The organism is Vibrio kanaloae (assembly GCF_024347535.1).
Taxonomy (GTDB): Bacteria; Pseudomonadota; Gammaproteobacteria; order Enterobacterales; family Vibrionaceae; genus Vibrio; species Vibrio kanaloae.
Map to the genome: position 1 here is coordinate 697,898 of NZ_AP025497.1, position 22,648 is coordinate 720,545.

Below are 22,648 nucleotides of genomic sequence, written 5' to 3' on the forward strand. Positions count from 1 at the left end.
TTGATTTTTAAAGTGGTTACTACTGTGGTTCCTAAATCTGTTATGATAAGACGATCTTTGGCCATTTTAATCTATATTGCTTAAAGTATATCGTCGAGAGTATCTGCAGGTTAAAGCTCAATGCTCAGTAGCTCGTTATCGATCAACTCCTTTAGCTTCGCCTTGATCTGGCTTTTAGACTGACTACCTGCAATTTTGCTAAGTTTGGCCCAGTCAGCTTCACTAAATGTTAGCGTTTTTTCTTCTTTGCTGGTTTTAGTATCTTTGCTTTTATTGAGCTCTCTTTCCTTTCTACCAAACCTTTCAGTTAGTTTTGCTTCCAGTTTTGTAAACTGGTTTGGCTTTGTGGTAGCGCAAAGCACATCAAAGATACACAAAATGGTTTGCTTTTGCTTATCGGTGCTCTCTGTTACAGAGAGACCGAGCGCCGGGAACTCTTTGGTTAAGCTACGGTAATACCAGCTAATTAAATCGCTATTATCTGTTTGAAAGACATTTTTATGCGTATTTATTTTATTAAAGACTGTAGTATGAAGTTGCTCTAAATCATCAAGTATTTGGTAGATTTTTCTACGCTCTTTCGAAGATGTTGATATAATTATAAACTCTAGAGTATTGACTATATTGCTGTAAGCGGAGAGGCTTTTATTTGGACATATTTTCATTAATGGTTTGAGATTATTAGTTAGATTTCTAAAATTTCTGTAACCCTTTATATCTATATCTATATCTATATCTATATCTATATCTATATCTATATCTAAATCTATATCTAAATCTATATCGGTATTTAAAGATCCTTGATCTAATTCAAAAGAAAGCCTAGTTACAGGATAACGAAGATTATCAGAGCCGTCTTTTACTAGTGCACGAATCATTACAAGGAAAAAGTAAATAGCTCTTGGTTGTTGATCTAACCAACCAATATAATCATCAAGATCATTTCTTATATTTCTCGATAAGGAAAAAATCGCATCAATAAATTCCCCTAATGTTTCTACTTCTTCTTCATTTAAATTACCAGAATCCAAAATCTCTCTATCTATATTTAATGTTTCACTAATGTATTCTTTTAATAAGAACTCTAGTTGAGTTTTACTGTGGTTATTTAAGTTTTTTGTTTGTTGATTATTTTTATTTTCGATAATTATTATATATTTCTTTAGATCTTCTATTGTCGAGTTTTTTATTAGTTCTCGATAGCGATTATGCATCATTATTTTTACTCTCAGTGAAGTTTTTTGTTGGTATGTTGTAAGAAAGATATCATATATCGGAGGGTTTTTTTGTGCTATATGGTTGGTTTTTTGTTGGTTTTTTGTTGGTTTTTGGTGGTTTTTGAGTTGGTTTCGTGACCTGGGTAGAGCTTGAACACTTATGTTGTAGAGTTGAGCTAAGAAAAATCAACTAAGATAAGTTGACATTATCCTAGCCTGTTTAATTTTACTTTTAAAGTATTTTTTAAGCAACCTAGAAATTGATAGTTATATGTTATTAATTCCCCCCTCTAATAGTGACACTGTCTTGGTCTTTAGGTGGAAATAATTGGACAGAGCTTCAGAAGCGTTTATGGCTTGATAAGGCCCTGAAGCCTCTAGCCTGATGCTGTTTATCGTAGCTCTTAAACTGTCGGTATATATTTATATATGTTTGCATTCTTAACTAGTATTAATAACCAATTAATTATTACTGAGATAACTAACCTATGAGATAGTTAATCGAATAGGTATAAGAATGAATAGAAAGAAAAGGGTAAGGGAACCGAAGGTTTATCAAGGGGTGTACTTTTACGATATAGAGTTGAATAAAAAAAGAGAATACTATGAACCCTATCTGATAAAGTCGAAAGAACTTCTTGATTATGTTACAAGTGAACATAACAGAGTTCTTTCTTTTAGTCTTATCTTACGGTTTCCTCAAGATTTTAAGCAGGATAGGGGTGTATCATATATATCAAAATTTATAAGGATATTTCAGAGGAAAGTTGATCTTACTTTAGAAGAGAGAAAAAAGAGAAAGGCTAGGGTTTATCATATGAAGAAGGGAAATAAGGTTTTCAATATATGGTGTAGAGAAAGGAATAGTAGTAATAATGACCACTATCATATGTTTATTCTACTGAGTTATGAAAACTTCCGAACTTTGGGTCACTACTCTACCAGCCTTGAGCCAAAAAAAAGCTTAGCGATATTAGTTCAAGAAGCATGGTCTGATGCTTTAGGAATTTCATACTGTGATATGAAAGGCTTAGTTCAGTTTCCCCCGAAGAATAATTACTTCAGAGTCGTACAAAATAGGCCTGACACCAAGAGTAACTATGACAATCTACTTTCCCGAATATATTATTTAGCTAAAAGAGCAACAAAAAACTTTGGAGAAGGGATACGTTCATTTGGATGTAGCAGGATCAAGAGGAGTTAAGACCTTAAGCTCTTATCGCGTGCCAGCGATGTAGTTTTGAAGGTAGAGCTACAGTGTGGTTTGAATCTGATGTCACTGAGTGGATGAAGACTCGATTAATAGAGCTCATTTAACATTAGTTGGTTTGAGTAGATATGTAGTGAGGCTAGCGAGAACTAGCCTTTTCTGTGATGAAAGAGCAATGATAATGGAGCTCAGTAATCAGACCTGGATGGTTGAGCAAGATGACCTGCTTATCCTTTGTGACGATGCCTTAAATCCCATACTCGCCACTGACTGGCTTGAATGTGCGCATGAGCGTCACGTTTAAGCTGAGTTAATGTAAACGTATTTGAGAAGATGTCACCACTTAGGCAGTGGCTACAGAACTGATGACAGTTTTCATTTAACAGGGAATAGTCTGTTTGTACACCAAGCATAGCTCCTGCTATTTGAGCAGTAGACTCATTGCCAATGGCTCTACCTTGGGTATTGCAGCTTACATAAATCGAAAGGGCTGTGGTATCCGCCAGAAACTGACGAATTGATGCAGATTCGATAAGGCCTTGGCCATTACGATGGATGATACGTCCATTTCCCACGTAGACACCTGAATGCTCAGCATATCCAAACGCGAGATCGCAATACACAATGCTCCCTCGAACTGGACCGTCGGTTTTCCAGAATAAATTTTGGATTAAGCTTTTCGATAAGCTGCCTACAACAAAGCTCCCTATTGCGTTATATGGGTTCATGTTATTTGTTCTCCAATGTGGTGGTGAAACTCAAAAGGGCTCTGAGCTTAATGTTTATAAGGGATTAGCGGTCCCGCCCCCTGAGTAAATGATCATGCTTAAAGCTCAAGAGAAACGAAGTCCTTATCGACTTCATCTTGAGTGATTCCTATATAGCGAAGTGTGACGCCCTCAGATGTGTGACGAAGCATCTTCATGACACGTCCTATATCTTTTGTGGATTGATAGAGAAAGTAACCTCGGGTCTTTCTCATCGAGTGAGTACCTAAAGTGATATTCAGTTCTCGGCCTACTTGCTGAAACGCCATTGATACGGCGCGTCGTGAGATTGGCTGGGGCGGTTTGTTTTTCAACTGTTGGCATCGGTGAGATTGAAACCAGTAGATGTGGTCGGGATGTTGCTCTCTTAATCTAGCAATGTACTGCTGTGCTTTGGTATTGAGCTGAATATTGGCCAGCTTGCCAGTTTTACTTTCGCGAATAATAAGTCGGTCGCTATTAATGTCTTCAAAGCGAATCGACAACAAATCAGAAATCCTCAGTGCTAGGTTTAATCCGATATGCCACACATCGGCCATTTGTGGATGACAACGAATACTCAACAGATGACCAACTAGGCGTATGGTGTCATCGTCTTTGACTGCTTGGACTTCAGCCATAATCTGCTTCCTTTTTTGTCTGTAGAAGGGTGTTTTGGGAAGCACAGAGCCGATGATATTAAAGAACCCTTATACAGCAAGGGATGGAAGCTTCCCGTTTTAACAATATGGGAAGCAGCCTCGTTTTAGCTCTGTGCCGGTGGTTGTGTTGAATCCTTAGTCACTGGAAATGCAATGGTTTACGGAGTGTTACATGACAGGTTTAAACTTTTGCAGAATAGTGGTTGATGTAAGCCGTAAAGAATGAGGTTAGATTAGACGTACGCAGGTGAGAAAGGATCAGTGATTTAGAGCATTATGTTTTGGATGAAAGGTAATTTTGTTGTAATAAAAAGCCCTGAGAACTACCCAAGGCTGAAGAACATTTTATGTGCGCTTACACTTTAAATCACGTAAGTGGATAATGTCGCTATTACTCAAGCCATTAATGCCTTGAGTCCAATGCAGTATCGTTTTGGTTAATGGCATATAACTTATTGCATTATTATCTTTGTAGATACTTTTTAGAGAGTCAAAGAGGTCTATTTGGCAGTCAACATGAGTACCGTCCGACATCTCTGTGCTAAAGCCATTGTAAGAAAATATATAGGTTTCATCTGGTGTGGTAGACCATTGATAAATTTCGCTGATTTTAACTGGAGAGATGATATCGGCATATTTATTGTTGATCTCGTCGATTCTCGGGTCCAACCCTTGAGGGAACTCTTTTTTCATCTTTCGTTCGGAATGCTCCAGCCATACAAGGCGATCTTTGATGGGCCTTTCAGCTTCAAGCTTTTTGAGTAGGCTTTCGATCTTGGCTGTTTCTTCTAAACGTTGTTCTAGAGAATGTTTTAGCTCCATATCTTTAACTAACTTTTTGTATTCTTGAGTTAGTATTTCGATTTTCTCAGACCTTTCATCTTCAACCTGAGTATTAACTGCATTGGTTAATTGTTTAAAGTCACATTGGTATTGTACGATGATTCTTTCACGACTATCTTCGAAAGTTTCCCAGTTAATTTCTTCACATATCTGACGATTATTGAAAGCCTGCTCAATAGTGAATGAGCGTTCATATTGGATAACTTCGTTATCTACATTGATGTAGCTAAACGGTTGGTTTTGGAGTGATTCTATATCACCCTCACAACCTGAAAGTGAAACGGTAGCGACGACAGCCGTTACACTTAACAGAAACTGTTTTTTTACTGACATTGTTTATCCTTAGGGTCATTAATCAATTGTTAAGTTAAGCCTTTTTATAAGCGAAGCGGCATCACCAACAAAAGTAGTCGTAGCCACGTTGGTGATGACTTCCCCGTCATGTTGAACGGAAATACTTATATAGGCGGCACTATACCTATTTATGTGTGGAGTTTTCTATGCATCACATTGATTTTTTTGATAAAGAATGCACTTTCTGTATGGTTGCAAAGTTCAACTCAATCTTCGGTTACTTTTATCGAGTCATAAGCCCCCATTTCTACATAAGCTAGAAAGTTACATTCCCACATCTCATATAGCTCGGTTGTTTCTTGCAGGTACATACCAAGCCATCCGCTGAAACGAGCGAAAGCGACGTTGTTAGCAAAATCAAAAGCCAAGTCAGGAACGAGCTCTGGTGTACCGGTTCCCACATAAAAAAGGTCAGTGATTTCAATAAGAGCGATATGGCTATCTTTGACATCCACCGTAATAGAGACAGGGTGAAAGCCGCCGTCTTTCGGGTGGTAGCTTGAGTCTTGAAAACAGATGGTCATTTTTCCTCGGTAATTAACATCATCAATAGAGCGTTTGATTAGGTCTTTCAGTTGATGTGAAGGCTTAGCTCGCTTGCACGCGAACATAGCCAGATTGGCTGCTTGATTCATAGGAACCTCTTTGAAATAAGTTAGGATTAACGAACGGATGTGATGTTGATTGAGATAGCAGGTTGCGTGATGAGAGTGTGAGTGATGGCTTTAAGCCAGCTAGCAAGTAAGGTTTGAACTTCTGGTCGTTGTAAGCTGCACTGCTTAATCTCTGGGTGGTAGAACCAACACCCTGCGAAGTTGAAATACAGCGATAGCTCTTTTTGTGTCTGACCAGCAACCATCACATCAAAGGTGGCAATAAAGCGAAGTTGCCAAGGTGTTTTGCTTGATGTTCGCTCCAATTGAATTTCGATTGGTTGAAAGCGACTATTGATATCTTTAGACCGTATGTTTAACGCTACCCGCTCGACTGTCTTTGGGATGGTGTTGTCAGACATGAGTGCTTCAAGAAAAGAATGCATGGGACTAACGAGTCCATCATTTACCCCAGAGATAGAAAACTTATTCATATCCACCCCTTTTCTGCAAATGACACACAATCCTCACCCACAACGATGTGGTCCAACACTCGGATATCCACCAGCTTGAGAGCATCTACTAAGCGTTGTGTAATGCGTCTATCTGCTTGAGAGGGCTCAGCGATACCTGAAGGATGGTTATGAGCAAAAACCACCGCAGCAGCGTTGTGGTTTAGTGCTGATTTGAGTACCTCGCGTGGGTAAATAGAGGCAGCATCGATAGTGCCAAAGAACAACTCTTCAAAACTGATCAATTGATGTTGATTATCAAGAAACATCACGGCGAACACTTCGCGGTCATGAGCCCCTAACTTGATCTTTAAATATTCCTTAACATTGGTTGGATTAGTGAACGTGCCTTCTCGCTTGTATTTCGCAGCCAGTGCTTCGGCTGCACGTTCTAGCAGTTCATTTAACTCTGAAGTTTTGAATGGGTAATCGTGTTGGTTGTTGGCGTTACGCATAAGAGCTCCTTGGATTATCTGTTTGGTTATGCGTACTGATGAAATATATCTGAGAGCATTTTGAATCGGGGTGTGAAGGGGGGGGGGTATTTCCAGAGACAGGTAAAAAATAACTCTCTTGCCGTTGTTATGTAGCAATCGCAATAAAGCGACGAATGAACAATCAACACAATCAGCTGGTGCAAAGGATGTATCGGCTTTTTAGTCTCTGGAGAGTATAAAAATGAAAAAAGAAATTTATGTAGAAGCAGCCACCGCAGAGAAGCGAAGAGGACGACTCTCTGCTGGGGTAGGGCTGGTTGTATTCGATGACTATGAAAGAATAGCGGATGAAGACTGGCTGCTCCTTGATAGCATCATAGACCGTAATTACGCAGACTTATCAGCACTTGCTTTTGGGCTGGAGCGTGCTTGTGACGGCGATATTATTTATTCAAGCAGTGACTATTGCGTTGATGGTTTTAATGAATGGCTTGATGGTTGGAAACGTCGAAATTGGCGTAAAGCAAATAAAAAACCGATAGCTCATCAAGACCTTTGGGAGCTAGTGGATAAACGAAGTGCAGATAAACAAGTTGAGGTGAGAAAAGTCGCGGCTTGTTCCGCAGGAAAAGATGCCGCTTATAGATACGCTCTTGCAGCGGTGAATCGTCAATTGTAATAAGAATAAATCACTTGCTGGCATAGCCAGCAGGTGTTTTTTGTCGTCACCGGATTTGGTATTGAACACCGCAGGGTGTAAAACGGTATTTTTCTACGTGCCAGGTAATCACATGGGAACCAATGACATAGGAGGATGCCCCATGAGATTTCTAAAACTAAAAGAAGTAATGCAAAAAACAGCACTAAGCCGCTCAGCGATTTATAGGAAGATGGATGTGGGGGAATTTCCAACCTCAATAAGTCTTGGTGATAGGGCAGTGGCTTGGCTAGAAAGCGAAATAGAAGATTGGATCTTAGGTAAAATCGAACAGCGTGATATGACATCGGTATAGGGCATAGACGGGAGAAATGCTCCCATTTATGCCGTATACCATAGAGTGGTGATGCAGTGTGATGTATACTGATGCACACTGCACCATTTTGATGAACAGAGAACGAAACAAATGAAATCAGTCAGAACAACAGTTTCATTGCCACAAGAGCAACACCAAGCACTACAGCAGATTGCTGAAAAAAACGGACTTTCAATTTCTTGGGTTATTCGACAAGCAGTCGGTGAATTTTTGACAAATAATAATGACTTTCAACCTCTCTCTAAATCAAACAGAACCGATGGGGATGTGAGTTAATGAATTACTCCCTCCATCAACAAGCGTGGTTGGCCCACTCACTAACACTAGCTGGCAAAGCTGAAGATTCAATGACCCAGACGATAGCTAGCGCTAAGGTTGATATGAACCCGCATCAGGTTGAAGCTGCGCTGTTTGCCCTAGCATCCCCGTTATCTAGTGGTGTTATTCTGGCGGATGAAGTTGGTCTTGGTAAAACTATCGAGGCAAGTCTTGTCTTAGCTCAAAAGTGGGCGGAGCATCGCCGTAAGCTTCTACTTGTTGTTCCTGCGACACTTCGTAAACAATGGAGCCAGGAACTGGAGGAAAAATTTTCACTACCCTCCGTTATTATCGAAGCGAAGATCTTTAATCAAAGCTTAAAGCAAGGCCATGCCAATCCATTCGATTTAGAAGCCTGTTTAGGTAAACCTGCTATCTGCATTTGCTCCTATGAATTTGCAGCTCGTAAAGAGTCTGAAGTCTCACGAGTGCCATGGGACCTAGTTGTATTAGATGAGGCCCATAAGCTCAGAAATATTTATAAAAATAACGGTGCTATAACCGCAAAAAAACTTGAAACGGCACTTCATGGACGAAAAAAGGTTTTATTATCAGCTACGCCTTTGCAAAACAGCATCTTAGAACTTTATGGTTTAGTTTCTGTTATAGACCCACACTTCTTTGGTGATCTCCCTTCATTTAAAGCCCGTTATGGTCGACAAAATCTTGACGAGATTGAACTGGCTTTTCTGAAAAGTCGATTGAGTCGTGTTTGTAACCGTACCTTACGTCGGCAGGTCCAAGAGGAAGGGGGAATAAGCTTCACTCGTCGTTATTCCATGACGGAAGATTATCGTCCAGGGGCCGCCGAAGAAAGGCTTTATAGTGAAGTTTCGGAATATCTTCAAAGAGAAGATTTACTATCAATCAAACCTGGTGCTCGTCACTTGGTGACACTTGTTATTCGTAAGATTTTGGCGTCTTCCTCCTATGCCATTCAAGGCACTCTTGAAACAATGATAGACCGTTTAGAGAAAAAGCAATCGTTAATCGAAGCGCTCCAAGATATTGATAACATAGATGATTACCAAGATGAAGACGTTATCGATGATGCTTACTTTATCGAACCTGAAGCATTAGAAGCTGAAATTGATCTATTGAGAGAGTTTAAAAGCTTAGCAAACAGTATCAGTGGTAATGCTAAAGCGGAGGCTTTGCTTCGAGTGTTGGGGCGTGCATTTGAAAAAACGAGTGAACTTGGTGGTGCAAGAAAAGCGGTTATTTTTACTGAGTCAGTTAGAACACAGACTTGGCTTGCAAATTTGCTTGAAGGGAATGGTTACCAAGAGCAGGTCGTTTTACTAAATGGTAGTAATAACGATGCTAATTCCAAATCGATTTATCGAAACTGGCTAGAGAAACATCAAGGTTCAAGCCGTGTATCTGGTTCAAAGACAGCGGATATGAAAGCGGCTTTGGTAGATAAGTTTAGAGATGATGCAACTGTGATGATCTGTACTGAAGCAGGAGCTGAAGGAATCAACTTACAATTTTGCTCTCTTTTGGTTAACTACGATCTACCTTGGAATCCGCAACGAGTAGAGCAACGGATTGGACGAGTGCATCGATATGGACAAAAACACGATGTGGTAGTGGTTAACTTTATCAATAAAGGTAACCGTGCCGATGAGCGGGTGTTTGAATTATTAAGTCAAAAATTTCAATTGTTTGAAGGTGTTTTTGGAGCCTCAGATGAGATTCTAGGCTCTATTGAGTCAGGTGTGGATATTGAACGACGAATTCATGATATTTATCAACACTGCCGCAGTGATGAGCAAATAGAGTCAGAATTTAACGACCTACAGGTAGAGTTAAAAGCTCAGTTAGAAGTCAAAGTCAAAGAAACAAGAAAGTCTTTGTTTGAACACTTTGATGCAGATGTTATCGGACGTTTGAATACACGTAGAAGTAAAGTCGTCAATCAACTATCTAGTTACCAACAACAGTTGCTACTTTTGGCTAACATGACGCTGCCACAAGCTGGTGGTAAGTTTACAGCATATGACGATGGCTTTAGTTGGCAGGGGACGAGATATCACCTAAATTGGCAAAACGCCGAGAATAGCGATCAACAGTTTTTTCGCCTAACAGAAGGCTTAGGAGCTTCACTTGTTCAAAATTTGAAGCAACAGAAATTGACCCCGATTCATTTAGCGTTTTCCTATCAGCCAGAAGAAGGTCAGTGGGTAGATGTAAAGAAACTTATTGGTCAAAAAGGTATTCTAAAAGCTGTAAAAGTTAGTATAGGCTCAAGTGAAGAAGTTCGAGAAAAAATATTACTTCTTGCTCATACAGATGCTGATGAGCCTGTTCACCCAGAGACCGTTGAACGACTCTTAAGGTTGCCGCTTAAGGAAGGTGAGTTAGAACGCGCAGCTATTGATTGTTCATCGTTAGAAAGTAATGAAATGAGTCAGCTTCAGTCATTTCGTGATGAAGTCGAGCGTGATAACGAACGTTATTATAATGAAGAAGTTGCTAAACTTGAGCGTTGGTCCGAAGACAAGAGAATAGCTTTAGATATTCGTATTAAGCAGTTAGACCAAGAGATAAAACAAGCAAGGAAAATATCGCGACAATTAGGGACTCTTCAAGAAAAAATGACGGCTAAACGAGAGTTGAAGTCACTCGAAAGAGAGCGTGATCAAGTAATGCTTAGTTACCATGAAGAGAAAAAACTAATTGAGCAAGAGGAAGATAATTTACTTGAGAAAATAGAAGCTAGGCTTGCGACTGACACTAAAATTGAAGTGCTATTTGAAGCGACCTGGAATTTACTGAATAGTAGAGAGCATTATGAATCAGAGTAAACAAAAACTAGAACTAACTTGGATTGGTAAAGAGAAGCGCCCTCGCTTAGAGCCTCGTATTCTTTTGGAAGATAGTGAACTGTCGTATCAAAACGAAAATAAAGAAGGATCCTTCAATAACAATCTTCTTATTCATGGGGATAATTTACTAGCACTCAAAGCGCTTGAACAGGACTATGCTGGCAAAGTGAAGTGTGTTTATGTTGATCCTCCATTTAATACTGGAGAAGCTTTTGACAATTACGATGATGGTGTAGAGCATTCCCAGTGGCTAACTTTGATGAGAGACAGGTTTGAGTTGATATCGCACCTCATGAGAGAGGATGGGACAATCTTTGTTCATATTGATGATAATGAACTTGGTTACCTGATAGTTCTTCTTGATGAGATCTTTGGCCGTGGAAATCGAGTTAATATAGTTACCTTTAAGCAAGGATCAGCAACCGGGCATAAATCAATCAACCCTGGCCTTGTTACGACTACGAACTATTTGATTGTATATGCAAAAAATAAATCAAAGTGGAAGCCAAACAGACTATTTACTGCACGGGAAAGGGACAACAGATACTCCCAGTTTATTTCAAACATAGAAGAACATTACAGCCAGTGGAGATATCAGACCCTTACTTCTGCTTTTTCAGAGCATCACAAACAACCGGCTAAAGAACTTAAAAAATCTCTTGGAATTTCATATGAATCAAAGCTTAGTGATTTTGTTCTTGAGAATGCAAATAGAGTGATTCGTACCGCTAGACCTGATTACAAAGCTGTAGGGCAGAATGTGCGAGATATTATTGACTGTTCCAAAAGAGAGCCCGAAGTCGTCCATTTGCTTAATCGTGATGGCTACTCGGATATGTACTTCAAAAATGGAGAGCGCTTTCTTTTTTACAAAGATAAACTAAAAGAAATCGATGGTCAGCTAGTTGCAGGTGAGCCCTTAACAAACCTATGGACAGATATACTATCAAATAACCTACATAAAGAAGGAGGTGTTAAGTTTCCTAAAGGTAAAAAACCCGAGTTCCTCATCAAACGCGTACTCGACTTGTGTACTGAGGAAGGTGACATTGTTTTAGATTCTTTTGCAGGTTCAGGTACTACAGCTGCAGTGGCTCATAAACTTGGACGACGTTGGATAACCGTTGAGCTTGGTGATCAAGCGTTTACTCATGTACAGCCACGACTCAAGGGCGTAGCTAACGGTAGTGATAACGATGGCATCTCTAAATCAGTTAACTGGCAAGGTGGTGGCGGTTTCCGCTACTTACGCTTAGCACCTTCCTTGCTCCAGAAAGATGAATGGGGAAACTGGGTTATCAACAAAGAATATAATGCAGAGATGCTTGCAGCAGCCATGTGTAGGCACATGGGCTTCACTTATGCGCCAAATGATACTCAGTTCTGGAATCAAGGCTACAGCACCGAAACAGACTTCATCTACGTTACTACTGGTGCGCTGGCTTATGACCAACTTAAGCGTATTAGTGAAGAAGTTGGTGAAGAACGTACTCTTTTGATTTGTTGTAAAGCGTTTATGAGTGAAGGTGCTGATTTCCCTAACTTAACCATTAAGAAGATCCCTCAAGCGATTCTGAACAAGTGTGAATGGGATAATGACGATTACAGTTTCACTTTAGACGTTTTGGCTGAACCTGAAGAATACGAATTGGATGAAGACGATGACCAATAAACAAAAATTAGAACTAACCTGGATTGGTAAAGAGAAGAAAACGAGACTTGAGCCTCGTTTGCTTTTAGAAGATGCTTCGACTTCATACACTTCTGATAGAGCTGGTATGAATACAGAAGATAACCTAGTTATTAGTGGTGATAACCTATTGGGTTTGAAAGCTTTGGAGGGGGAGTATCTCAATAAAATCAAATGTGTATACATAGATCCACCATATAACACTGGTACAGCTTTTGAGAGCTACGATGATGGTCTAGAACACTCTATGTGGCTTTCAATGATGAAAAGCCGACTTGAGATCATTTGGAAACTTCTTTCCGAGGATAATGGCGTTCTTTTAATTAGTATTAATGATGATGAACTTCATTATTTAAAAGTGCTTTGTGATGATCTGTTTGGACGAGATAAGTTTATTGCCAATCTAGTTTGGAATTACGAGGGAAACACTGATAATCAAGCTAAAATAATTAATTATCATGAGTATGTCTTGGTGTACTCAAAAACAGGAAAAATTGATGACCCAAGTGTTTTTGACCCTAATATTTCACAAAGTAGTAAATTATTTAAATCTGAAATACGAAATACGATAGTTAAAAATGGTCCTAAAAACCCTCCTAAGTCGGTTGTTATTCCCAAGGGTTTTCCATGTAACTTCGACAAAGGAACCATCTGCAAAGATGATGTGCAATGGCCAAAGTATAGTGATGACTTGATTGTAGAAGATGGTAAGTTGTGTGCTGAGGTTACGGCCAATACAGGATGGAGTTCCCGTGCTATTCTTGAGAGTTTTATTGAATCTAATTTCAATGCCGTACTTGATTCAAAAAAACAGTCGACAGTTTTTGAACTAACTAAAACTGGTGCTATTGAAGCTGTTAAAAAACGTGAACAGAAAAAAGGTCACTTTGTCTCCGTTTTGAGGGGGTTTGGTACAACTAACCAAATGAGGTTACTGTTGTCTAAACTAGGAATAAAGTTCTCCTATCCAAAGCCAGTTAACCTTATATCCTACTTGATTGAAGCATTTACCGATGATGGTGATATCATACTTGACTCTTTTGCTGGAAGCGGAACCACTGGTCATGCGGTATTACAACTAAATAAAGAAAAAAATACAAATCGAAGATTTATTTTGATTGAACTAAGAGATGAAACTGTCAAGTCAGTAATTCTACCCAGAATTAAAGCTGTAATTGAAGGTAATAAACAAGCAGGTTTAGAGCCTCATTATGGTGGCTTCCGCAGCTTGTATTTAGCCCCGTCTCTTCTCCAAAAAGATGAATGGGGTAACTGGGTCATTAATAAAGAGTACAATGCTGAGATGCTTGCAGCGGCCATGTGTAAGCACATGGGTTTCACTTATGCACCAAATGATACTCAGTTCTGGAATCAAGGTTATAGCACCGAAACAGATTTTATCTACGTTACCACTGGTGCGCTAGCTTACGACCAGCTTAAGCGTATTAGTGAAGAAGTTGGTGAAGAACGCACTCTCTTGATTTGCTGTAAAGCGTTTATGAATGAAGGTGCCGAGTTCCCTAACCTAACCATAAAGAAAATCCCTCAATCGATTCTGAACAAGTGTGAGTGGGATAATGACGATTACAGTTTCACGCTTGATGTACTAGCTGAAGATAATGTTGAACAATACGATGAAGAGGAAGAATAATTAATGAGCAATGATCTAAAAGTAGCAAATCAAATTAGTGCTCGTCTTTCTCTGCGTAATCCACAAGAAAAATCATTACAAATTCTTTGTGATGTCCTTGAGCAAATGGGGTTAAGCAAAGATCCTGATCTTAATCGTTGGATTGAGGTGTTAAAGCCACACTACTCATCAGTGAAAAAATTTGAGCGTGACTTCCCTTCTCTTTGTTTTGCCTTGGCAACAGGTGTTGGTAAAACACGTTTAATGGGCGCAATGATCGCTTGGCTTTACCTGACTGGCCGAAGCCGTCACTTCTTTGTTCTTGCACCTAACTTAACGATTTACGAAAAATTAAAGCATGATTTTCTTATGGGAAGCCCTAAGTATGTATTCCAAGGGGTTCCGGAGTTGGTTCAAACTCCGCCTGTTATCATTACGGGCGATGATTATGAAGATGGGCGTGGTGTACGTTTAGACTATGCCGTCGCTGAAAGTATGACTGGTGACCTTTTTGCTGGGGAAGAGGCCCCGCACATCAATATCTTCAATATCTCGAAGATTAATGCGAAGGACAACAAGAAAGGAGCCAATAAGTCAAAAGACCCTAAAATGCGTCGTCTTCAAGAGTATATCGGGGACTCGTATTTTAATTACTTGGCTGATCTCCCAGATCTTGTTGTTATCATGGATGAGGCGCACCGTTATTATGCTTCAGCTGGTGCCAAAGCTTTGAATGATCTGAAACCTGTATTAGGTATCGAGCTTACTGCAACGCCAAAAACAGTAGGTGCGAAACCAAAGGAATTTAAAAACATCATCTATCACTACCCTCTAGCTAGTGCTTTGAATGATGGTTATGTGAAAACTCCGGCGGTGGCTACTCGCAAGGATTTTAAAGCAAGTGAATACTCGCCAGAGAGGCTTGAGGAGATTAAGCTTGAAGATGGTGTACATCATCATGAGTATGTGAAGACTGAGCTCGCTAGTTATGCGAATAACACAGGTGAAAAACTGGTAAAACCATTTATGTTAGTGGTAGCTCAAGATACGCTGCATGCAGAAGCACTTAAGAAAAAGGTTGAGGATGATTCATTTTTTGAAGGTGCTTATAAAGGTAAGGTAATCACCGTACACTCCAACCAGACGGGCGAAGAGTCAGAAGAAACAACACAACGTTTACTTGCCGTTGAACATGATAAAGATACTGAAATAGTTATTCATGTTAATAAGCTTAAAGAAGGTTGGGATGTTACAAACCTCTACACCATTGTACCTCTTAGAGCATCTGCATCTGAGATTCTGACGGAGCAAACAATTGGTCGCGGTCTGCGTCTTCCATATGGCAAGCGTACTAAAGTAGAAGCAGTAGATAGATTGACGATCATCGCTCATGACCGTTTCGAAGATATTATCGATAAAGCCAATGATAAAGAGTCGATCATTAAAAAAACGCTTTATATTGGTTCTGATGACGAAGATGGGATCCCTGAAAAGAAACCACAGCAAATGTACGTACCTTCAATGGCTGATTTAGCTCTTGGAAATAAACCTGCATATATTGAAGATGGATCAATTCAAGAATCTAAAGGTGAGTGGAAGGTAAGTACAACCAATGATGATGGCGGAGTAAGTTCAGTAGAATCAATGGAGACACAGGCCTACACTCCAACTCAAAAGAAAATAGCAGAGCTGACGGTAGCTATCGTTCAGCAAGAAGCAAAGAACTTATCCAGCAGCAAGCAATTAACAGAAGAGCAAACTAAGTCACAGATTTCGAAGCGAGTTCATGAAGTAGCTAGAGGGTTAATGGCTCAAAATGTAACAGGATCCCAAGGGATTACTGGCGACTACACTCAATCTGTAGCGCAACAGATAGAGCAAGTAGAAATCTTCGATGAATCAGAGGTTGATAGTATTGTTGCAACCGTTACAGAAAAGATTGCTGAATACACTATTGATATACCAAAGATTGTTGTATTGCCAACCCGTGATGTGAATTATGGCTTCAATGATTTTGAGTTGTCAGGTTTAGACCGTATATCACTTAAACCTCAATCAAATGAGATAATTATTAGTAACTTGGAGAATAGTAAGCTAAGTACTATTAGCTGGGAAAAAGGCACTTCTTCCGAGGAAAGATTAGAAAACTATCTTGTATTTCATCTAATGGATCATGATGAAATTGATTACGATGTGCACGCAGCAATGCTGTATAAGCTAGCAGGCCAAATGGTTGCACACCTAAAAAGTTATTTGAGCGACGAAGATGCTGAAGGTGTCCTTAAAACCGTAGGTCTCACTTTAGCTGATTTTATTTGGTCTCAGATAAAGCAAAATATGTGGACCACTCCAACAGACTATGTAGGTAGTGTGACGCAAGGGTTTGATGTACTTCGTCCAACAACATTCAACTTTGCAAATGGTGAACAACCTAGAGATTTTAAAACTCCGGTTCAATCAGGAGAAAAAAGTCGAGTGAGACAAATGCTGTTTACTGGGTTTAACCGTTGTTGTTATCCATATCAAAAATTTGATTCTGTGGATGGTGAGTTAAGACTAGCCCAGGTGCTGGAGCAGGATAGCACCGTTATCAAATGGATGAAGCCTAGTACTGGGCAGTTCCGCATTGAATACCGTAGTGGTCAAAACTATGAGCCTGATTTTGTTGTGGAAACTAATGACGCATTTCTCCTTATGGAGCCTAAGAAGGCCAAAGAGATGGAAGATGTCGATGTTGTTGCTAAAGCTAAGGCCGCAAGTCGCTGGTGTAAATATGCTAATGAAAATGCAGCTAACACAGGAAGCAAACCATGGCATTACATCTTGATTCCACATGATGCAATTACACTGTCTCGCAGTGTAGGTGGTCTACTTCAAGAGTTTGAGTTTAAAGACGCGAGTTGATTGTTTAAATCACTTTTAACTGTTTAGTACCCGTAACAGAGAGGCTGCCTTTGGCGGCCTCTCCTATATGCCCGCTCCACCAGCACATCATAGGGATTCGGCGTTCTAGGTAATCGGTACGGTTATAAGCACTGCGAACCTGGTTGTCATCAACGTGAGCTAGTGCGGCTTCTATCAAATCGGCTTCAAAACCTTGCTCGTTGAGTGTTGTACTTGCAAGTGAACGTAACCCATGACTGACAAGCCTACCAGCAAACCCCATGCGTTTGAGAGCCATGTTTGCCGTTTGACTATTACATGGCTTCTTAGGATTGCGATCAGAAGGAAAGACAAATTCTCTATGTCCACTAATTGGTTTCATTACTTCAAGTAGATCAAGAGCTTGTTCAGTAAGGGGGATACGGTGTTCCCTGCGCTTTTTCATTCTTTCGGCAGGTATGGTCCAAACTTTTTCATTGATATCGATTTCACACCATTTAGCTCCAGAAGCTTCAGCAGGGCGAGTCATAGTGTGCAATTGCCACTCTAACAAGCATCGAGTTGTACGTTTGATGCTAGCATTTGCAATAGCACCCATAAGTTCTGGTAGCTCTGCTGGTTTTAACGCTGCCATATTTTCTTTTTTAGGCTTCTTAAAAGCAGCTTTAATGCCAGTCAATGGGTTAGCTTGAATTAGACCGCAGTTGGTAGCGAAGTTCATCACTTCATTGAGGCGTTGAGATAAACGTTTTACGGTCTCTAAACTGCCTTTAGCTTCGATAGGCTTTAGAAGTTCAATGATTAACGGCGCTGTAATATTTTTAACTGGCATATCAGCGAGGTGAGGAAATATATGAAGTTCTAGAGACCGCCAGATGTCAGTGGCGTAGTCTGGAGTAACGGAGTCTTTCTTAATTTCAAACCATTCCTTTGTTACGTTTACAAAGGTGTGTTCATGAACTTCTTTATACTCTTGCTGTTTTTTCTTTTGGTCTTCTTGAGGATCTATACCTTGTGCGATCAGCTCTTTTGCTAATAATGAGTTTTTTCTTGCTTGTGCAAGATTAACATCAGGGAATCGACCTAAACTGAAATTCGCTCGTTTTCCATTTGTCGGACGATAATAGTTAAGCTGCCAATGTTTAGAACCACTTGGAAGTACACGTAGTTGTAGACCTTGCCCATCTGAAAGACGATATTCCTTTTCTTTAGGCTTAGCGTTTTTAACTTCTGTTGCTGTTAGAGGTTTCGTGATTCTAGGCATCGTAGTAACCATTAGTTAGTATCCATAATCTATGGTTACTACAGTGGTTACTAAAAGTCAAAGATGTGGTGGGATATTACGGGATGTTAAAAGACGCTAAGTTGCTGATTTATGGTTGTTACAGGCATAAAAAAAGACGTCCTGGGACGTCTTAATTCATTGAATTGGTGGAGCTGGCGGGAGTTGAACCCGCGTCCAAAAATCATTCATCATTGGTACTACATGCTTAGTCGATCTTTAATTTCACCAGCAACCTGCGAACCGACACGCTAGTTAAAGGCTAACCTGAATTATAATTCGCGCTTTTCCTCTCAGGTGGGAGAAGCCACGCTAGCTAGTTTGGGTTTGATCTCTTATTATTCCCCGTCTTACGAGCGGAAGCTAGGGTAAGAGAGCTCTGAGCAGGTTATTAAGCTGCTAGTGCGTAGTTTTCGTCGTTTGCGACTATTTTTTTGCGGCTTTTAACGTGGCCAACCGCCCCACGGCATGCACCTCAGACTTCAAAATTCCTGTCGAATCCTAAATCAGCCCCAAGTGTTATTTGTATAGTACCAGAAAAGCTTAACCTGTCTAGCGCTGTGCGTTTAAGTGCTTAAAATTAACGCAAATTACTCTTCATAATTCGTGCTTTGTCTCTCGCCCAATCTTTTTCTTTCATATCAGTACGTTTATCATGCAGCTTCTTACCTTTCGCTACGCCAACTTTAATCTTCGCCCAAGAGCGAGACCAGTAAAGTGCGGTTGCGACAAGTGTCATGCCTTCACGGTTAATACGACCGATAAGGTTGTCGAGTTCTTTTCTCGACATCAGGAGTTTACGGATACGTGTTGGATTCGCCACAATATGAGTGCTCGCTTGAGTAAGCGGAGTGATCGTCATACCACTGATGAATGCTTCGCCATCTCGGATGTAAACGTAGCTTTCTGCGATATTGGTTTTGCCTTCACGTAGGGACTTTACTTCCCAACCTTGTAGCTCAAGCCCCGCTTCTATCTCATCATCGATGAAATATTCGTGGCGAGCTTTCTTGTTAAGCGCAATGGTATTGCTACCAGCTTTTGATTTTGATTTATTCTTTGCCATAATGGCCTCATTATACGGATTGAGCCCTAGATGGGGAATCCTTTTTATTTGCGCTCTGGCCCAATACAATTAAAATTGCAGTTTGTGTTAATGTAACGCTGTCTTTAACAGGAGTCTATATGCCAAAGGTTACTCGTTCAGCATTAGTGTCTTTTAGTGCCGACCAGATGTTCAGCTTGGTCAATGATGTTGCTCGTTATCACGAGTTTTTGCCAGGGTGTTCTGGTTCACGTGTGATCGAATCTTCAGATTCAACTATGGTGGCTTCAGTTGATGTCTCTAAAGCTGGTATCAGCAAAACATTTACTACCTCTAACCGTTTAGCGGATGGTGCTGAGATCTTGATGGAGCTGGTGGACGGTCCATTTAAAAAGCTGCAGGGTGGTTGGTATTTTACTCCGCTCGACGAGCAAGCTTGTAAGGTTGAGCTTAAGTTAGAGTTTGAATTTTCTAGTCGAATGATTGAAATGGCATTTGGTAAGGTTTTTAATGAACTAACGAGCAATATGGTCAGCGCTTTTACTCAACGAGCGAAACAGGTGTACTAAACCATGACTATTGAATCAGATATGATCCACGTAGAAGTCGTGTTTGCGCTTCCTCACGAACAGCGTGTGTTTACCTTAGTTGTGAACAAGAACGCGACCGTTGAAGAGATCATCGCACAGTCTGGTGTTTTGGAACTGTATCCAGAGATCGACTTAGCGAAAAACAAGGTTGGCGTATTCAGCCGCAACGTTAAGTTAGATGCAACGGTTCGTGATAAGGATCGTATCGAAATCTATCGAGCACTATTGGCTGATCCGAAAGAGATTCGCCGTAAGCGTGCTGAACAAGCAAAAGCGGTTGCAAAAAAATAAAAATGCTCAACGAATCTGAATGAGAAGAGAGCTCGCATCGGCGAGCTTTTTTTGTATCTGCTGGTTAGGTGATTAAGGTTGACTTGTTAGTGGATATAAAAAAACCTGCTCATGTGAGCAGGCTTTCGCGATTCTTTGCTTTGTCGACTGATAGCTTTACCGGCTGGACCAGAAAGCTAGCGAAGGCTTTCGAAGAACTCATCACTGGCTTCAAAATCACCATTTATCGTTACTAAGGTGCCAGTCGCATCAAAGTTAACAACGAGATTTTTCTGAATCGAGTCTTCATGGCCTTTTGTGTGATGGTAAATGTAGTACCACGTATCTGGGTAGCCGTTTTCGATAAGCATTGGTGAGCCCATAACGTAACGAACTTGTGTTTTTGTCATGCCAAACTTCAGCTGGTCGACAGCTTCCTGTTCAACATAGTTACCCTGATTGATGTCAATTCGATAAACCAACTTCTCTAATAGAGAGCAACCGGTCAACATTGTTAGTGCAAGTGGAACTGCAACTAACCACTTTTTAATTCGCATAGTTTGAGATCTTTCTTCGCTAAAATACTGCCTGATAATAAACAAGCTCCAGCAAGAAGTAAAAAGCTCCTTGCGCTTTGAACTTGTTATGACTAACAATTTTGAATTTAGTTGCAAAATTACCAATGATTTTTGGTAAATTATCAGAAAGTTGCTGAATAGTTAACCTAGGCTGCGGTTAATAATTCTTTTGCATTGGCTAATGTCGACTCGGTGATTTGACTGCCGCCTAGCAAACGAGCAAGCTCTGAAATACGTTGTTGCTCATCCAATGTGTGCATTTTAGTTTCTGTCTTGCCCGATTTGGTGTTCTTCGCAACGAACAATTGTTGGTGACCACAACCTGCTACTTGAGGTAAGTGAGTCACACACATCACTTGAGTAGATTCACCGAGCGTACGCAGCATTTTTCCAACAACCGCAGCAGTTGGTCCACTGATACCCACATCGACTTCATCGAAAATCAGGCTTGGTGTATCGACTTTTTGCGCGGTGATCACCTGAATTGCTAATGAGATTCGTGATAACTCACCACCAGACGCCACTTTAGCAATTGGCTGCATCGGTTGGCCTGGGTTGGTCGATACAATGAAGGTCACGTTATCCATACCCAATGGAGAAGGGTGTGTGTTGGTGTTGTTCACTTCAATGGCAAACTGCGCTTTTTCCATGCTCAGTTCGTGCATGCTTTGCGTGATCAGCTTGTTTAGCTCTTTTGCGTAACGAGTTCGAGATTTATGAAGCTTCTCTGATTTAGCCACGAACGATTGGTATTGGTTCTCGACTTCGCATGCTAACTCATCCAGCTTTTCATCGGAGCAATCAAGCGCTTCAACTTGTTGTAATAAATCTTGGTGATGCTTGTAAAGCTCTTCAGGCAACACATGGTGTTTGCGAGACATCGACATCACCTTTGAGAAACGCTCTTCAACGTAAGCCATACGACCGGGATCAACATCAATGCTGTCTAGGTATGTTCTTAACTCGTTGTTGGTCTCTTCGATCTGAATAATCGCTTCAGAAAGCAAGTTCGGTAACTCGGCCAATCTTTCATCTAGCTCAGCTAGCTGAATTAAGGAGTGATTGGCCGATTGCAGAATACCAAGCGCATTAACTTCTTCGCCTTCATAAATAAGCTCGATAGCTTGCTGACAGGTTGTGGCCAGTTCTCCGCTATTGGAGAGGCGCTTATGCTCTTGTTCGAGGTCTTCATATTCTTCCTCCCCAATAGACAGCTCATTTAACTCTTTGACTTGGTATTCAAGAAGTTGTTTTTGAGCTTGGTTTTGCTGGCTATTTTCACGCAACTCTTTTAAGTGGTTATCCGCTTGTCGCCATGCTTGGTAAGCATTACGTGTCGATTTCAATAGGTTTAAGTGGCCTGCGTATTGATCAAGCATAGCCATTTGGTAGTCACTTTTCATTAGCTGGTGGTGCGCGTGTTGGCCATGAATGTTGATCAACAGCTGCCCGAGCGATTTCAATTGCGAAAGAGGGACAGGGCTACCGTTGATGAATGCACGAGAACGACCTTCTTTTGATATGGTTCTGCGCAGGATGCACTCACTGCCATCAAGTAGTTCGTTGTCTTCTAACCAGCGAGTTGCATGCATATTGTTCTCAAGTAAAAAAGCGGCACTGACTTCGGTTTTTTCTTCACCTTGTCTTACCATTCCTGCATCTGATCTTCCTCCAAGGCACAAGCCTAAAGCATCGATAGCGATAGATTTACCCGCACCAGTTTCCCCGGTGATTGTTGTCATGCCTTTAGAAAGTTCTAGCTGTAAAGACTTAACAATAGCGAAATTATTAACACTTAAATGAGCCAGCATTTTTATTTACCTGTATAACTGAACAATACTGTATATAAGGTCAGTATATACTGTTTCTTTATACAGTAAAGTCGACCGGTGAAAATTTTTTGCGATAGCTCTCAGAATTGAA

Annotated in this window: 21 protein-coding genes and 1 other RNA gene; 10 read left to right on the forward strand and 12 right to left on the reverse strand. The window is 40.5% G+C overall.

Annotated features, from left to right (window positions below):
• Positions 1–110: 110 nt before the first annotated feature.
• Positions 111–1,217, reverse strand: a complete 1,107-nt coding sequence (locus OCV24_RS03370; protein ID WP_150878307.1) for a hypothetical protein — start codon at positions 1,215–1,217, stop codon at positions 111–113.
• A 517-nt stretch (positions 1,218–1,734) separates the two neighbouring features.
• Here OCV24_RS03370 and OCV24_RS03375 point away from each other — a divergent pair.
• Positions 1,735–2,421, forward strand: coding sequence for a YagK/YfjJ domain-containing protein (locus OCV24_RS03375; RefSeq protein WP_102351141.1), 687 nt, complete (start codon positions 1,735–1,737; stop codon positions 2,419–2,421).
• Positions 2,422–2,654: 233 nt separating this feature from the next.
• Here OCV24_RS03375 and OCV24_RS03380 read toward each other — a convergent pair whose 3' ends face one another.
• From OCV24_RS03380 to radC, 6 genes are all read right to left on the reverse strand, one after another.
• On the reverse strand, positions 2,655–3,155 hold the full coding sequence (locus OCV24_RS03380) for a lecithin retinol acyltransferase family protein (RefSeq protein WP_102351142.1): 501 nt from the start codon (positions 3,153–3,155) through the stop codon (positions 2,655–2,657).
• Between the two features lie 98 nt (positions 3,156–3,253).
• Positions 3,254–3,814, reverse strand: a complete 561-nt coding sequence (locus OCV24_RS03385; protein ID WP_102351143.1) for a tyrosine-type recombinase/integrase — start codon at positions 3,812–3,814, stop codon at positions 3,254–3,256.
• A gap of 366 nt (positions 3,815–4,180) precedes the next feature.
• Positions 4,181–5,011, reverse strand: coding sequence for a hypothetical protein (locus OCV24_RS03390; RefSeq protein WP_102351144.1), 831 nt, complete (start codon positions 5,009–5,011; stop codon positions 4,181–4,183).
• Between the two features lie 227 nt (positions 5,012–5,238).
• Positions 5,239–5,667, reverse strand: a complete 429-nt coding sequence (locus OCV24_RS03395) for a DUF2787 family protein (RefSeq protein ID WP_102351145.1) — start codon at positions 5,665–5,667, stop codon at positions 5,239–5,241.
• 26 nt (positions 5,668–5,693) lie between these two features.
• Positions 5,694–6,119 (reverse strand): DUF2787 family protein, encoded by a 426-nt coding sequence (locus OCV24_RS03400; RefSeq protein ID WP_102351146.1) that lies wholly within the window; start codon positions 6,117–6,119, stop codon positions 5,694–5,696.
• Positions 6,116–6,592 (reverse strand): RadC family protein, encoded by a 477-nt coding sequence (radC, locus tag OCV24_RS03405; protein WP_102351147.1) that lies wholly within the window; start codon positions 6,590–6,592, stop codon positions 6,116–6,118. Before radC ends, OCV24_RS03400 begins: the two co-directional genes overlap by 4 nt.
• A 223-nt stretch (positions 6,593–6,815) precedes the next feature.
• On the opposite strand from radC, the gene OCV24_RS03410 reads away from it, so the two are divergent.
• From OCV24_RS03410 to OCV24_RS03440, 7 genes are all read left to right on the forward strand, one after another.
• Positions 6,816–7,253, forward strand: a complete 438-nt coding sequence (locus OCV24_RS03410) for an RNase H family protein (protein ID WP_102351148.1) — start codon at positions 6,816–6,818, stop codon at positions 7,251–7,253.
• Positions 7,254–7,365: 112 nt separating this feature from the next.
• A complete protein-coding gene (locus OCV24_RS03415) occupies positions 7,366–7,587 on the forward strand; it encodes an AlpA family transcriptional regulator (protein ID WP_102351149.1) in 222 nt (73 codons plus the stop codon).
• Between the two features lie 111 nt (positions 7,588–7,698).
• Complete coding sequence (locus tag OCV24_RS03420; RefSeq protein WP_102351150.1) at positions 7,699–7,884, forward strand: ribbon-helix-helix domain-containing protein; 186 nt, start codon at positions 7,699–7,701, stop codon at positions 7,882–7,884.
• Positions 7,884–10,736 (forward strand): SNF2-related protein, encoded by a 2,853-nt coding sequence (locus OCV24_RS03425; protein WP_102351151.1) that lies wholly within the window; start codon positions 7,884–7,886, stop codon positions 10,734–10,736. The genes OCV24_RS03420 and OCV24_RS03425 overlap by 1 nt, the downstream gene beginning before the upstream one ends.
• Positions 10,723–12,429: a site-specific DNA-methyltransferase gene (locus tag OCV24_RS03430; protein ID WP_198591028.1), complete on the forward strand. Its 1,707-nt coding sequence runs from the start codon at positions 10,723–10,725 to the stop codon at positions 12,427–12,429. The genes OCV24_RS03425 and OCV24_RS03430 overlap by 14 nt, the downstream gene beginning before the upstream one ends.
• Positions 12,419–14,098 carry a site-specific DNA-methyltransferase gene (locus OCV24_RS03435; RefSeq protein WP_102351153.1) on the forward strand — a complete coding sequence of 560 codons (1,680 nt, stop codon included), beginning with the start codon at positions 12,419–12,421 and terminating at the stop codon, positions 14,096–14,098. Before OCV24_RS03430 ends, OCV24_RS03435 begins: the two co-directional genes overlap by 11 nt.
• Before the next feature lie 3 nt (positions 14,099–14,101).
• Positions 14,102–16,981, forward strand: coding sequence for a DEAD/DEAH box helicase (locus OCV24_RS03440; protein WP_102461598.1), 2,880 nt, complete (start codon positions 14,102–14,104; stop codon positions 16,979–16,981).
• A gap of 4 nt (positions 16,982–16,985) precedes the next feature.
• Here the strand turns inward: OCV24_RS03440 and OCV24_RS03445 are convergent, their stop codons facing one another.
• From OCV24_RS03445 to smpB, 3 genes are all read right to left on the reverse strand, one after another.
• Positions 16,986–18,224: an integrase domain-containing protein gene (locus OCV24_RS03445; protein ID WP_102351156.1), complete on the reverse strand. Its 1,239-nt coding sequence runs from the start codon at positions 18,222–18,224 to the stop codon at positions 16,986–16,988.
• Between the two features lie 165 nt (positions 18,225–18,389).
• Positions 18,390–18,756: a transfer-messenger RNA gene (gene ssrA / locus OCV24_RS03450) on the reverse strand.
• Between the two features lie 66 nt (positions 18,757–18,822).
• A complete protein-coding gene (smpB, locus tag OCV24_RS03455; protein ID WP_004735156.1) occupies positions 18,823–19,308 on the reverse strand; it encodes an SsrA-binding protein SmpB in 486 nt (161 codons plus the stop codon).
• A 119-nt stretch (positions 19,309–19,427) separates the two neighbouring features.
• On the opposite strand from smpB, the gene OCV24_RS03460 reads away from it, so the two are divergent.
• Positions 19,428–19,856 (forward strand): SRPBCC family protein, encoded by a 429-nt coding sequence (locus tag OCV24_RS03460; protein WP_004735157.1) that lies wholly within the window; start codon positions 19,428–19,430, stop codon positions 19,854–19,856.
• 3 nt (positions 19,857–19,859) lie between these two features.
• Complete coding sequence (locus OCV24_RS03465) at positions 19,860–20,168, forward strand: RnfH family protein (protein ID WP_150878305.1); 309 nt, start codon at positions 19,860–19,862, stop codon at positions 20,166–20,168.
• Between the two features lie 176 nt (positions 20,169–20,344).
• Here the strand turns inward: OCV24_RS03465 and bamE are convergent, their stop codons facing one another.
• Both bamE and recN read right to left on the reverse strand, forming a co-directional pair.
• Complete coding sequence (gene bamE, locus OCV24_RS03470; RefSeq protein ID WP_010438918.1) at positions 20,345–20,704, reverse strand: outer membrane protein assembly factor BamE; 360 nt, start codon at positions 20,702–20,704, stop codon at positions 20,345–20,347.
• Positions 20,705–20,871: 167 nt separating this feature from the next.
• Positions 20,872–22,536 carry a DNA repair protein RecN gene (gene recN / locus OCV24_RS03475; RefSeq protein ID WP_150878303.1) on the reverse strand — a complete coding sequence of 555 codons (1,665 nt, stop codon included), beginning with the start codon at positions 22,534–22,536 and terminating at the stop codon, positions 20,872–20,874.
• Between the last annotated feature and the right edge of the window lie 112 nt (positions 22,537–22,648).

What these genes read in the sequence shown, in the direction of transcription:
- OCV24_RS03415 (WP_102351149.1), top strand. Translation starts at nt 7,366, where the DNA reads ATGGGAACCAATGACATAGGAGGATGCCCCATGAGATTTCTAAAACTA.
- OCV24_RS03375 (WP_102351141.1), top strand. Translation starts at nt 1,735, where the DNA reads ATGAATAGAAAGAAAAGGGTAAGGGAACCGAAGGTTTATCAAGGGGTG.
- OCV24_RS03370 (WP_150878307.1), bottom strand. Translation starts at nt 1,217, where the DNA reads ATGATGCATAATCGCTATCGAGAACTAATAAAAAACTCGACAATAGAA.
- recN (WP_150878303.1), bottom strand. Translation starts at nt 22,536, where the DNA reads ATGCTGGCTCATTTAAGTGTTAATAATTTCGCTATTGTTAAGTCTTTA.
- OCV24_RS03440 (WP_102461598.1), top strand. Translation starts at nt 14,102, where the DNA reads ATGAGCAATGATCTAAAAGTAGCAAATCAAATTAGTGCTCGTCTTTCT.
- OCV24_RS03410 (WP_102351148.1), top strand. Translation starts at nt 6,816, where the DNA reads ATGAAAAAAGAAATTTATGTAGAAGCAGCCACCGCAGAGAAGCGAAGA.
- bamE (WP_010438918.1), bottom strand. Translation starts at nt 20,704, where the DNA reads ATGCGAATTAAAAAGTGGTTAGTTGCAGTTCCACTTGCACTAACAATG.
- OCV24_RS03425 (WP_102351151.1), top strand. Translation starts at nt 7,884, where the DNA reads ATGAATTACTCCCTCCATCAACAAGCGTGGTTGGCCCACTCACTAACA.
- OCV24_RS03380 (WP_102351142.1), bottom strand. Translation starts at nt 3,155, where the DNA reads ATGAACCCATATAACGCAATAGGGAGCTTTGTTGTAGGCAGCTTATCG.
- OCV24_RS03465 (WP_150878305.1), top strand. Translation starts at nt 19,860, where the DNA reads ATGACTATTGAATCAGATATGATCCACGTAGAAGTCGTGTTTGCGCTT.
- OCV24_RS03390 (WP_102351144.1), bottom strand. Translation starts at nt 5,011, where the DNA reads ATGTCAGTAAAAAAACAGTTTCTGTTAAGTGTAACGGCTGTCGTCGCT.
- OCV24_RS03420 (WP_102351150.1), top strand. Translation starts at nt 7,699, where the DNA reads ATGAAATCAGTCAGAACAACAGTTTCATTGCCACAAGAGCAACACCAA.
- smpB (WP_004735156.1), bottom strand. Translation starts at nt 19,308, where the DNA reads ATGGCAAAGAATAAATCAAAATCAAAAGCTGGTAGCAATACCATTGCG.
- radC (WP_102351147.1), bottom strand. Translation starts at nt 6,592, where the DNA reads ATGCGTAACGCCAACAACCAACACGATTACCCATTCAAAACTTCAGAG.
- OCV24_RS03400 (WP_102351146.1), bottom strand. Translation starts at nt 6,119, where the DNA reads ATGAATAAGTTTTCTATCTCTGGGGTAAATGATGGACTCGTTAGTCCC.
- OCV24_RS03430 (WP_198591028.1), top strand. Translation starts at nt 10,723, where the DNA reads ATGAATCAGAGTAAACAAAAACTAGAACTAACTTGGATTGGTAAAGAG.
- OCV24_RS03385 (WP_102351143.1), bottom strand. Translation starts at nt 3,814, where the DNA reads ATGGCTGAAGTCCAAGCAGTCAAAGACGATGACACCATACGCCTAGTT.
- OCV24_RS03395 (WP_102351145.1), bottom strand. Translation starts at nt 5,667, where the DNA reads ATGAATCAAGCAGCCAATCTGGCTATGTTCGCGTGCAAGCGAGCTAAG.
- OCV24_RS03445 (WP_102351156.1), bottom strand. Translation starts at nt 18,224, where the DNA reads ATGCCTAGAATCACGAAACCTCTAACAGCAACAGAAGTTAAAAACGCT.
- OCV24_RS03460 (WP_004735157.1), top strand. Translation starts at nt 19,428, where the DNA reads ATGCCAAAGGTTACTCGTTCAGCATTAGTGTCTTTTAGTGCCGACCAG.
- OCV24_RS03435 (WP_102351153.1), top strand. Translation starts at nt 12,419, where the DNA reads ATGACCAATAAACAAAAATTAGAACTAACCTGGATTGGTAAAGAGAAG.